Genomic DNA, 12,246 nt, shown 5'->3' with positions numbered 1-12,246 from the left:
TTTTTTTTTAAAAAATTGGGGTTTATTTTCTGGTACTTGTTTTTGGGTGTTTTTTTTCGGTTTTCCAACAAAAAAAAATTTTATTTAAAAAAAATAAAATTCAAATAAATAAAATTGAAAAAATATTGTTTTGTAGTGTTGTCCCAAACACTTTTAAAATTATAAAAAACCACTTTTCTAAAATCACTAAAGTTAAATGCAATGAAGTAAAAAATTTGAATTTAAAATCAATGATTAAAATTAAAGTTGACTACAACCAGGTGGGCTCTGATAGAATTACAAACGCTATAAGTTTATTGGATAACAAAAACAATTATATAATTTTAGATTTTGGTACTGCTACAACGTTTGATGTCTTGATAAAAAATACGTATATGGGAGGGATAATAGCTCCTGGAATTAAGTTGTCTCTTAATACTTTGTCAGACAGAGCTACTTTAATCCCAAAAATTGAGCTTAAACGTATGAAAAAAGTAATAGGCAGCAACACACTTTCAGCTGTTAGATCAGGTTTTTTTTGGGGTTATGCTGGTTTGATTGACAATATGATTAATTTAATTAAGAAAGAGACAAGAAAATCCTTCAAAGTTGTATTGACAGGTGGATTTTCTGATTTATTTACAAGTTCAATAAAATCGAAAGTTAAACATAACCAAGATATTACAATTAAAGGTCTAATAAAGATTTCTGAGCAAATAAAATAATATGAAAGATGAATTGTTATTTTGTCCACTAGGTGGATCAGGTGAGATTGGTATGAACATGAATTTGTTTGGTTACGGTCAACCAAGCGATCATAAATGGATAATGGTAGACATTGGTGTAACTTTTGCTGATGACACTATACCAGGTGTTGATTTAATTTATCCAGATCCTGGATTTATTGTTGAAAGAAAAGATAACTTGTTGGGTATAGTTTTAACTCATGCACATGAAGATCACATAGGAGCAATCGCACATTTATGGCCAAAATTAAGATGTAAAATATTTGCTACTCCATTTACAGCAGTTTTGATTAGAGAGAAGTTTAGAGAAAAACAAATAGATATTACTAATGATTTACAAATTGTTGAATTAAATGGAACTGTTTCATTAGATCCATTTGAAATTGAATATATAACTTTAACTCATTCAATTTTAGAACCCAATGGCTTGAGAATAAAAACTCCTGCTGGTGTAATTTTACACACAGGAGATTGGAAAGTAGATCCCAATCCACTTATTGGTGACAATATAAATGACAAGAGATTAAAAGAAATTGGTGATGAAGGAGTATTAGCAATGATCTGTGACTCTACTAATGTTTTTAGTGCTGGCAAGTCTGGATCTGAACTTGATGTTAGAAAAAATATGTTAAATGTAATGTCGAGATTGAAAAAGAGAATTATCATCACTTCATTTGCATCTAATGTAGCAAGAATGGAGACAGCATTTTATTGTGCTGAGCAAACAGGAAGACAAATTTCACTAGTTGGAAGATCGATGCATCGTATTTACAAAGCTGCACGTCAATGTGGATATTTAAAAAATACAATTGAACCAATTGACCCTCGTGAAGCTAAAAATTTCTCAAGAGAAAAAATAGTTTATCTTTGTACAGGTAGCCAAGGAGAACCAATGGGAGCTATGATGAGAATTTCCAGTTATGTACACCCTGATGTTTTTATTGAAAAAGATGATGCTGTAATATTTTCATCAAAAATTATACCTGGAAATGAAAAAAAACTTTATAAATTGCACAACCAACTTGTTAAAGATGGTATAGAAGTGATATCAGAAGAAACTGAATTTGTTCATGTTTCTGGTCATCCAAATAGAGAGGATTTAAGAGAAATGTATCAATGGGTTAAACCTAAATGTGTAATACCTGTACATGGTGAACATAGGCACATGATAGAACACATAAATTTTGCAAAAGAAATGCAAGTTCCATATCCTGTACAAGTAGAAAACGGTGATATAGTTAAGTTATATCCTGGTAATCACCCTGAAGTTTACGACAAAGCTCCAAGTGGTAGATTATATTTAGATGGCAATGTAAGTGTTGATCCAGATTCACAGTCAATAAAAGATAGAAAAAATTTGAGTGAAAATGGATATCTTGAAGTAACTTTAATGATAACACCTAAAGGAAATATTCACAACAATCCTGTGCTTTCTTTTCGTGGGTTGCCAGTAGATGATAGAGAAGAATTTGTTTATGGGCTGGAAGAAGAAATAGAAAAAACTTCTAGAACTTTTAAAATTGGAAGCAAGCAACAAGAGCATAATTTAATCGATGCATTGAAAATTGCCTGCAGAAAATTTTCTAAAGAAAGAACAGGAAAAAAACCTTTCACTAATATTAACTTAGTCAGAATTTAATGAGTGTAACTGGTTTAGCAATTATCTATGTAATTATATGGTGGATAGTTTTCTTTGCTATACTTCCTATTGATGTAAATAGATCAAAAACAGTAAAAATTGATGGTGAAGATCCAGGGTCACCTGAAAATCCAAAAATGTTTAAAAAATTCTTGTATTGCACTGGTATAACTACAGTAATTTTTACCATTATTTATTTACTAATAAAATTTGAATATTTAAATTTAAGAAATATGATCAGTTAAGATGCTTTTATCAAATTCATTTATTCCAATATTAAAAAATAATCCTTCGGAAGCGAAAATTAAATCTCATCAGCTAATGTTGAGAGTTGGTATGATCAAGCAAGCTTCTGCAGGAATATACTCATGGTTACCTTTAGGATTTAAGGTAATGAAAAAAATAGAACAAATTGTTAGAGAAGAGCAAAATAAGATTGGAGCTCAAGAAATATTAATGCCAACAATTCAATCTAGTGAGATATGGAAAGAAAGTGGTCGATATGATGATTACGGTGAGGAGATGCTTAGAATAACTGATCGTCAAAATAGAGAAATGCTTTATGGACCTACCAATGAAGAGCAAGTTACAGAAATTTTTAGATCTTCAATTAAATCTTATAAATCATTACCCCAACTTATGTACCACATACAATGGAAATTTAGAGACGAAATAAGACCTAGATTTGGAATAATGAGGGGAAGAGAGTTTTATATGAAAGATGCTTATTCATTTGATGTATCAGATGAGGAAGCATTTTTTTCTTACAATAAATTTTTTCTTTCTTATTTAAAAACTTTTAAAAGATTAGATCTAACTGCAATACCTATGGCTGCTGACACAGGTCCAATTGGAGGAAATTTATCGCATGAATTTATTATCCTAGCAGACACAGGAGAGAGTAAAATTTTTACTGACAAAAGAATTTTTGATTTAAACAGTGATGATACTCAATTAGAAAAATCCTCTTTAGAGAAAATGAGAAAAAAATATGAGCAATTTTATGCTGTGACGGATGAAAAGTTTAATAAAGATGAATTTGAAAAAATAGTTTCTAAAGAAAATCAATTAATCACAAAAGGTATTGAGGTTGGCCATATATTTTATTTTGGGGACAAATATTCAAAACCTATGAATGCATCAGTAGATTTGCCAGGTGGAAAAAAAGATTTTGTTAAAATGGGTTCTTATGGAATTGGTGTATCAAGGTTAGTAGGGGCCATAATAGAAGCAAAATATGATGAAAAAAATGAAATCATGAAATGGCCATTGTCTGTTGCTCCATATGATATTGCTTTGATACCGATGATAAATAAAAACGATAATTCAGCACTAGATAGGGCAAATAATATTAACAGCGAGTTATTAAAAAATAATATTGACGCAATTATTGATGACACAGATGAAAATTTTTCATCCAAAATTAAAAAAATGAATTTGATTGGGGCTCCGTACCAAATTCTTATTGGTAAGAAAAGTGAGGGTGATTTACTTGAGTTCAAAGAAACAGGTGGTGAAACTCAAAACTTACCTTTAAACAAAATTATAGAAATTATTAATAAACAAAAAAATTCAATTTGATTTCTACTTTAGAAAAAGAAATTACTTTTAGATTTTTAAAAGCTAGAAAAAAAGATGGCTTTTTAAATGTCATTTCAATATTTTCTTTCATTGGAATAAGTCTTGGTGTTGCTGTTCTAATTGTTGTTATGTCGGTAATGAATGGTTTTAGAACTGAATTGATCAACAAAATTGTTGGATTTAATTCACACGTAACTGTTAAACCTTATTCAAATTCAATAGATGAAGATAAAATAAATAATAAATTAAATTCAATTTCTAAGAATATTATTTTTAGTAATTCAGGAGAGGCAATTATTCTTAAAAATAATAATACTAAAGGAATAGTGTTACGTGGCTATAAATATAATGATCTTTTAACTTTAGAGGTATTAACAAATAAAAAATTCAAAGGTGAATTAAATCAATTTGATGAAAATTTTATATCAATTGGAAGCGAGCTAAGTTTTTCTCTAGATCTTGAAATAGGAGATGAATTGACATTAATGTCACCATCTGGTGTTCAAACAATAATTGGCAGTATGCCAAAACAAAAAACTTTTATAGTTAATTCAATTTTTAATAGTGGTTTAGCAGAATTTGATAACAATATTGCATTTATAGAACTTAATGTTTTAGAAGAGTTCTTTGGATACGATCCCAACGAAAGAAATTTAGAAATTTATCTGAAAAATCCGAATAATATTGAATCACAAAAATTAATAGTAAAACAGGTTTTTGATGATGAGTTTGTCTTTAGTTGGGCAGATATGAATAGTTCATTATTTTCAGCTCTTAAAGTTGAACGGAATGTCATGTTTATTATTTTGTCATTAATAATAATTGTTGCTGCATTTAATATTATTTCAGGATTAACCATTTTAGTAAAAAACAAAACAAGGGATATTGCCATCTTAAAATCAATTGGAGTATTAAATAAATCAATAATTAAAATATTTTTTTTAGTTGGAGTAATAATAGGTACTACCGCAACAATTTTTGGTATTTTTCTAGGTGTAACTTTTTCTATTTATATTGAAAATTTTAGACAATTTTTAAGCTCAGTTTTCAATATAAGTTTATTTCCTGAAGAAATATATTTTTTAAGCAAGATGCCTTCTGAAATTAATCCGACATCAATTATTCTAATTTCAGTTTGCTCAATAATTATAACTATTTTAGTATCAATTTTTCCAGCATTTAAAGCTGCTAGATTAGATCCAATTAAATCTTTAAAATATGAGTAATTATTTAGAATTAAAAAGTATATTTAAAAGCTTTGAGACTGAAAAAAGGATTAAAGTCTTAAAGGGTTTGTCGCAAAATTTCGAAAAAGGTAAAATTTATTCAATCATGGGTCCTTCTGGTTCAGGTAAATCAACTTTGTTAAATTTAATTTCTCTAATAGACAGACCTTCATCAGGTCAAATTATGTTTAATCAAAATCAAATTAATTTTAATGACACAGAAGAAAATGATATTTTTAGATCAAAAAAAATTGGTATTGTTTATCAACAAAACAATCTTCTTTCTGATTTTACTGCCATCGAAAATATTTATTTAGCATTACTTGCTAACAATAATGACAAAGAATTAGCAATTACAAAGGCTAAAAAATTATTAAAAAAAATTGGTCTTTCAAATAGATCAAATCACTTTCCTTCACAACTTTCGGGTGGTGAGGCTCAAAGAGTAGCTATAGCAAGAGCTATCGTAAATGATCCTGAAATAATCTTGGCAGATGAGCCAACAGGCAGTTTGGATATGAATACAGCAAAAGAAGTTTTTAAACTTTTATATAATCAAAAAAAATCAAATAGATTAATAATATTTGCAACTCACAATAGATTTTTTGCTAATAAGGCAGATTGCCTATTGGAGATGAGAGATGGTATTATAAAATCATCTAATGTCTGAGTCATTAAATCAAAATTTTAATCATCTAAAAGTACATACACAATATTCTATATGTGAAGGCGCAGCCAAGATTGATGATTTGCAAGAATATTGCAAATCAAACAAAATTAGATCTTTAGGAATAAGTGACACTTCTAATTTATGTGGTGCTTTAGAATTTGCAGAAAAAATTTCTAAATCAGGAACACAGCCAATTATTGGTACTCAAATTAATTTTAAACTAAATGATACAACTGGATTGTTACCTTTGTTTGCCTTGAATGAAACAGGTTATAAAAACATTATTGAATTGTCCTCGAATTCATATTTAAAAAATGATGAATTAAGTGACCCTCATGTAAATTTTGATGAATTATTAAAAAGTTCTGATGGTGTTTCAGTTTTTTCAGGTACAGTTTTAGGTTTTTTTGGAAAATTATTTGATAAAGGAAAATTTACAGAAATAAACGAAATTTATTCAAAAATAAAAAAAGTTTTTGGAGATAGGTTTTATTTAGAAATTCAACGACACAACGACACTAATGAAAATGGGTTTGAAAAATTTAATCTAAAAAAGTCTATAGAACTAGAAATACCAATAATTGCTACAAATGAAGTTTTTTATTTATCAAAAGATATGCATGAAGCTCACGATGCTTTGATTTGTATTGGTAACAAAACCTATATAAATGAAAAAAATAGATTAAAATTAAGTGATCAACATTATTTAAAAACTAACTCTGAAATGACAGAGTTATTTGCTGATATACCAGAAGCATTAGAAAATAATTATAATTTTCCTTTAAGATGCAATTTTAGACCTTTGTTTTCCAATCCAATATTGCCAAATATTAGTAGCGATAAAGATGGAAATGCAGATGATCTTTTAACTAAATATTCTTTAGAAGGTCTGAGAGATAAAATTTCGAAAGTTTTTAATATTAAAGATAATGATCTTGAAAATGATAAAAATTTTCTTCTTTATAAAGAAAGACTAGATCATGAACTTTCAATAATTATTAAAATGAAATATTCTAGTTATTTTTTAATTGTATCTGATTATATAAAATGGGCTAAAGAAAATGATATACCAGTTGGTCCTGGTAGAGGTTCAGGTGCTGGATCATTGGTAGCTTGGTGCCTATCAATTACTGACGTTGATCCAATTAAATTTAATTTAATATTCGAAAGGTTTTTGAACCCTGATCGTATTTCCATGCCTGATTTTGATATAGATTTTTGTGAAGATAAAAGAGATCTTGTTTTTGAATACTTAACTAAAAAATACAAAGATAGTGTCGCTCATATAATTACATTTGGTAAACTTAAAGCACGTATGGTGATTAGAGATGTTGGTAGAGTTATGGGATTACCCTATGGATTTATAGACAGTATATCAAAAATAATACCTTTTGATCCTTCTAGACCTCAAAATTTAACCCAATGTATAGCTGGAGAGCCAAGATTACAAAAGCTCATTAATGAGGATACTAGAGTTAAAAAATTAACAGAGTTATCATTGAAATTAGAAGGTTTGAATAGAAATGTTGCTACTCATGCAGCAGGAGTTGTTATTGCAGATAAAAAATTAACAGAAGTGGTTCCTTTATATAAAGATAATTCTGCAGATTTACTTTTACCCTCAACACAATTTGATATGTATTCAGCTGAAAATGCTGGATTAATAAAATTTGATTTTTTAGGCCTTAAGACACTAACAGTAATAAATAACACTCAAAAATTAATAAGAAAAAAAGATAAAAAATTTAATATCGAAGAAATTAATTATGATGACCAAAAAGTTTTTGATCTTTTATCATCTGGTAAAACAGTAGGGTTATTTCAAATTGAAAGTGCTGGAATGAGAGAAGCTTTGCTTCATATGAAGCCAAATCATATTGAGGATATTATTGCTTTGGTAGCATTATATAGACCAGGCCCTATGAGCAATATACCAACTTACAATGATTGCAAACATGGAAAGCAAAAACCTGATTATTTACATCCATTGTTGGAAGATATTTTAAAACCTACGTATGGGGTAATTATTTATCAAGAACAAGTAATGCAGATTGCTCAAAAATTATCTGGGTTTACTGCAGGACAAGCTGATATTTTGAGAAGAGCAATGGGTAAAAAGAAGAGAGCTGAACTAGAGAAACAAAAACAAGGCTTTATTGCAGGAGCAGTTAAAAATGGAATTTCTAAAGATGTTGCAGCTGGAATATTTTTAAAAATTGAACCTTTTGCAGAATACGGTTTTAATAAAAGTCATGCCGCAGCTTATGCAATAATTTCTTATCAAACTGCATATTTAAAAACTTATTATCCTAAAGAATTTATTGCTGCGTCAATGACTATGGATATTTCTAATCAAAATAAATTAAGTGAGTTTTATGAGGAATTAAAAAGACTTAATGTTGAAACAATTAGACCTGATATCAATGAATGTTTTGCAGATTTTAGAACTATTGATGGAAAATTTTATTATGCACTAGGCGGAATTAAAGCTGTAGGTTATGAGGCAATTTCTAATATTGTTGAAGAAAGAGAGTTAAATGGAAAATTTAAATCTATTAATGACTTTATAAATAGAGTTAATCCCAAAGATATAAATAAATTACAATTAGAGGGATTAGTAAAAGCAGGAGCATTTGATAATTTAAACTCAAATAGACAAGCAATCTTTAACTCAATACCTAATTTAATTTTAAAAAATAAAAATATTTCTGAAAATAAGCTAACCAATCAAATAGATTTATTTTCTGATAACATTGAAACAGAGGAAGACATTATAGTTAAAATAGATGATTGGAAATTTGAAGAGCGATTATCAAAAGAATTTGAATCAGTAGGTTTTTTTATATCTGATCACCCATTAAATCAATTTACAGACATTTTTGATGATTACAAAATTAATGATTATACAAAATTTATTTCTGATGATAATTCAGAAAATGTTAATGTAGCTGCAACATTACTTAAAGTTCAAGAGAGAAAAACTGCTAAAGGAAATGCGTATGCTGTTTTAAAGTTAACAGATTTAAATAGTGTATTTGAAATATTTATTTTTTCAGATTTGTTAGAATTAAATAGAGAAATCCTAAAAGAAGGCAACTCATTAATTTTGACCTTAGTTAAGAATATTTCTAATGATGAAAACCGTTTTAAAAGAATTAATGTTCAAAAAATAGCTTCTTTAAAAGATTTATTTAATAGTTCAATTAACGAAATATCCTTTAATGTTAAATCTATTGAACAAATCCAAGAGATTTCAAAATTCTTAAATCAAGACGGTAAAACCCAAGTAAAATTTAATCTCTCAACAGAAGATCAAATTTTAAATTTTCAATTAAAAAAACCAATGAATCTTGATAGAAAATCTTTAAATCTTTTAAGAAAACAGCAAATTCAAGCAGAAATTAGCTAAATAAAACTTGTCAATTTTGCTAAATATTTGTAAATAACCATTAAATTAAATTAACACGCACACAGTTGTTGGTTTTAAACCTCCGGTCCTTAATTGGAAATTACTGTGGTGGCTTAACCGGGAATAAATATGAAAATACCTAACGTTACAATTCAACAATTATTAGAAGCTGGTGTTCATCTAGGACACAAAACTTTGAGATGGAATCCAAAAATGAAGAAATACATTTTTGGAAAAAGAGACTCAATTCATATTATAGACTTAACACAGACACTTGAATTAACCAAAGTAGCTCTAGAAAAAATATATAATACAATAGCAAATAATGGAAAAATTTTATTTGTTTCAACTAAAAAACAAGCATCAGAGGCGATAGCTGAAGTTGCTAAAGATACTGATCAGTATTTTGTAAATTATAGATGGTTAGGAGGAATGCTAACTAATTGGGGAACAATATCTAATTCAATTAAAAAATTAAAAAAGTTAGAAATTGATTTAGCTGCTGAAAATAGAGGTTTTACTAAAAAAGAACTTCTTAAGATGAGTGTAAAAAAAGACAAACTCCAAAGATCATTGGGTGGAATTGCAGAAATGAAAAAAGTTCCAGAATTAGTTTTTGTAATTGATACTAATTATGAATCATTAGCTATTGCTGAGTCATCAAAATTAGGTATTCCTATAATTGCTATTCTAGATAGTAATTCTAACCCAGATCATATTGATTATCCAATTCCAGGTAATGATGACGCAAGAAGAGCTATAGATCTATACTGCAACCTAATTAAAGAAACGATCAATAATGCAAAAAGTTCAATTCAATCGTCTGAACCTAAGCAAGAAACAGTAAAAGTAGATAATGGTGATGATAAAAATAAAACTATTCAAGAAATTGATAGAGAAAAGTTGGAAAAAAAATTCTCTAACGAAGATAAAGGAAAGCTAAACTAAAATGAGTGATATAGAAAAAGTTAAAAAATTAAGAGAAGCTAGTGGTGCTGGATTTAAAGATTGTAATTTAGCTATTAAAGAATCTGGTGGTGATTTAGACAAAGCAATTGAGATCCTAAGAGTTAAAGGAATATCAAAGGCATCAAAAAAAATGTCAAGAGATGCTAAAGAAGGTGTTGTTGTAGTATCAGGTGATGATCATAAAACTTCTGTAATAGAAGTAAATTGTGAAACTGACTTTGTTGCAAAAAATGATGACTTTATAAGTTTTGTTAAAGAATTAAGTGAATTAAACAACCATCATAGCTCTAATCAAGATGAATTAAAAAGAGCTGTAATGAAAAATGGCCAGAGTGTAGATGATAATTTAGTAGCGCTAATTGCAAAAATTGGTGAAAAAATTACGATTGGAAAAACAAAAACTATTGAAAATAAAAATGGAGTAAACAACCACTACCTACACACAGTTGTAAAAGATAATGTAGCAAAATTAGCTGTATTAGTATCTCTCGATACGAATGATAAATCAGATACAGTTAAATCTTTTGGTAAACAATTATCTATGCATATTGCAGCCTCAAATCCTTTAGCGCTCGAGTCGAATTTAATTGACCAAACAGTAATTATTAAAGAACAAGAACTTGTTGCTGAGGAGTTAAAGAATTCAGGCAAACCTGATGAAATAGCTAAAAAAATAAGTTTAGGAAAAATGAACAAATTTAAAGAAGAAAATGCACTTTTAACTCAAGCTTGGGTAATGGAACCTAAGAAAAAAGTTCAAGATATTGTAAAAGAACTTTCAATAGCTGATTTAAAAATTAAGGAATTCTTTAGAATAAAAATAGGAGAGTAGATGTTTGACGAGAAATCTTATGGTGTAAAAATGGATAAAGCCATAGATGTATTTTCTAAGGAATTATCATCTCTTAGAACGGGTAGAGCTAATGCAGCTATGCTTGATCTTGTTAGAGTTGATGTTTACGGTCAACAAATTCCAATCAATCAAATTGGAAGTATAACAACTCCTGAACCCAGAATGATAAATATTCAAGTTTGGGATGTTAACAATGTACCTTTGCTAGATGCTGCAATAAAAAAATCCGATTTAGGCCTTAATCCTCAAATAGATGGACAGTTAATTAGACTTCCAGTGCCAGAATTGAATGAGGAAAGAAGAAATGAACTTAAAAAAATAATTAAATCCATTGGTGAAAAATGTAAAGTTTCTATAAGAAATATCAGAAGAGAGGCAAATGAAGATCTTAAAAAATTATTAAAATCTAAGGAAATAGGAGAAGATGAGGAAAAATCTAAGGAAAAAATTATTCAAAACATTACAGACGATCATATAAAATCTGTTGATGAAAAAGTTTCTCTTAAAGAAAAAGAAATAATGACAATATGAACCCACTAAATCATGTGGCCATAATAATGGATGGTAATGGAAGATGGGGTCTAAAATATAAAAATTCGAGGAATAAAGGGCATAAAGAAGGATTAAAAACTGTTGAAAAAATAATTCAAATAACCATAAATAATAAGATTAAATACTTAACTTTATTTGCTTTTTCAACTGAGAATTGGAAAAGACCCAAGTCAGAAATTAATTATCTTTTCAATCTTTTGGAAACTTTTTTAAAAAAAAAAATAGATGAATTTAATAAAAAAAATATTAAACTGAAAATAATTGGTGAAAAAAAATTTCCTAAAAACATTAAAGATATTTTAAAAAAAAGTGAAAATTTAACTAAAAAAAATTCAGCTTTACAAATTAATTTAGCTTTAGATTATGGGTCAAAAAAAGAAATATTAAATGCAATAAAATATATTAGCAAAAACAAACTTAAGATATCAGAAAATAATATATCAAATTCTCTATATACAAAAAAAATTCCAGACCCAGAGGTTCTAATAAGAACTGGAAATACAAACAGACTAAGTAATTTCTTATTATGGCAAATATCTTATTCTGAAATTTTTTTTTCTAAAAAACTTTGGCCTGAATTTAATCAAAAAGATTTTATAAGAATAATCAAAAAGTTTAAAAA

General features: G+C 27.9%; 11 protein-coding genes. All 11 read left to right on the top strand.

The window, feature by feature from the left end; all coding sequences use genetic code 11:
* Positions 1–14 precede the first annotated feature (14 nt).
* Positions 15–704: a type III pantothenate kinase gene (locus tag ACTTAY_RS07030; protein WP_440672906.1), complete on the top strand. Its 690-nt coding sequence runs from the start codon at positions 15–17 to the stop codon at positions 702–704.
* A 1-nt stretch (position 705) separates the two neighbouring features.
* A complete protein-coding gene (locus tag ACTTAY_RS07025) occupies positions 706–2,364 on the top strand; it encodes a ribonuclease J (RefSeq protein WP_440672905.1) in 1,659 nt (552 codons plus the stop codon).
* Positions 2,364–2,609 (top strand): DUF1467 family protein, encoded by a 246-nt coding sequence (locus ACTTAY_RS07020; protein ID WP_440672904.1) that lies wholly within the window; start codon positions 2,364–2,366, stop codon positions 2,607–2,609. The genes ACTTAY_RS07025 and ACTTAY_RS07020 overlap by 1 nt, the downstream gene beginning before the upstream one ends.
* A gap of 1 nt (position 2,610) precedes the next feature.
* Positions 2,611–3,945, top strand: a complete 1,335-nt coding sequence (gene proS / locus ACTTAY_RS07015; RefSeq protein WP_440672903.1) for a proline--tRNA ligase — start codon at positions 2,611–2,613, stop codon at positions 3,943–3,945.
* Positions 3,942–5,171 carry a lipoprotein-releasing ABC transporter permease subunit gene (locus ACTTAY_RS07010; RefSeq protein WP_440672902.1) on the top strand — a complete coding sequence of 410 codons (1,230 nt, stop codon included), beginning with the start codon at positions 3,942–3,944 and terminating at the stop codon, positions 5,169–5,171. Before proS ends, ACTTAY_RS07010 begins: the two co-directional genes overlap by 4 nt.
* Positions 5,164–5,841, top strand: coding sequence for an ABC transporter ATP-binding protein (locus ACTTAY_RS07005; protein ID WP_440672901.1), 678 nt, complete (start codon positions 5,164–5,166; stop codon positions 5,839–5,841). The genes ACTTAY_RS07010 and ACTTAY_RS07005 overlap by 8 nt, the downstream gene beginning before the upstream one ends.
* Positions 5,834–9,250 (top strand): DNA polymerase III subunit alpha, encoded by a 3,417-nt coding sequence (gene dnaE, locus ACTTAY_RS07000; RefSeq protein ID WP_440672900.1) that lies wholly within the window; start codon positions 5,834–5,836, stop codon positions 9,248–9,250. Before ACTTAY_RS07005 ends, dnaE begins: the two co-directional genes overlap by 8 nt.
* Positions 9,251–9,379: 129 nt before the next feature.
* Positions 9,380–10,198 (top strand): 30S ribosomal protein S2, encoded by an 819-nt coding sequence (rpsB, locus tag ACTTAY_RS06995; protein WP_440672899.1) that lies wholly within the window; start codon positions 9,380–9,382, stop codon positions 10,196–10,198.
* Between the two features lies 1 nt (position 10,199).
* Positions 10,200–11,051 carry a translation elongation factor Ts gene (tsf, locus tag ACTTAY_RS06990; RefSeq protein ID WP_440672898.1) on the top strand — a complete coding sequence of 284 codons (852 nt, stop codon included), beginning with the start codon at positions 10,200–10,202 and terminating at the stop codon, positions 11,049–11,051.
* Positions 11,052–11,603 (top strand): ribosome recycling factor, encoded by a 552-nt coding sequence (gene frr / locus ACTTAY_RS06985; protein ID WP_440672897.1) that lies wholly within the window; start codon positions 11,052–11,054, stop codon positions 11,601–11,603.
* On the top strand, positions 11,600–12,246 hold a 647-nt coding region (gene uppS, locus ACTTAY_RS06980; protein WP_440672896.1), incomplete at its 3' end, for a polyprenyl diphosphate synthase. The genes frr and uppS, both read left to right, overlap by 4 nt.

Source organism: Candidatus Pelagibacter sp. HIMB1715 (genome assembly GCF_052047595.1).
In the GTDB taxonomy this organism is placed as follows: domain Bacteria; phylum Pseudomonadota; class Alphaproteobacteria; order Pelagibacterales; family Pelagibacteraceae; genus Pelagibacter.
The sequence above is the reverse complement of the archived record's forward strand: the minus strand, read 5'-3'. Positions and strand labels throughout refer to the sequence as shown.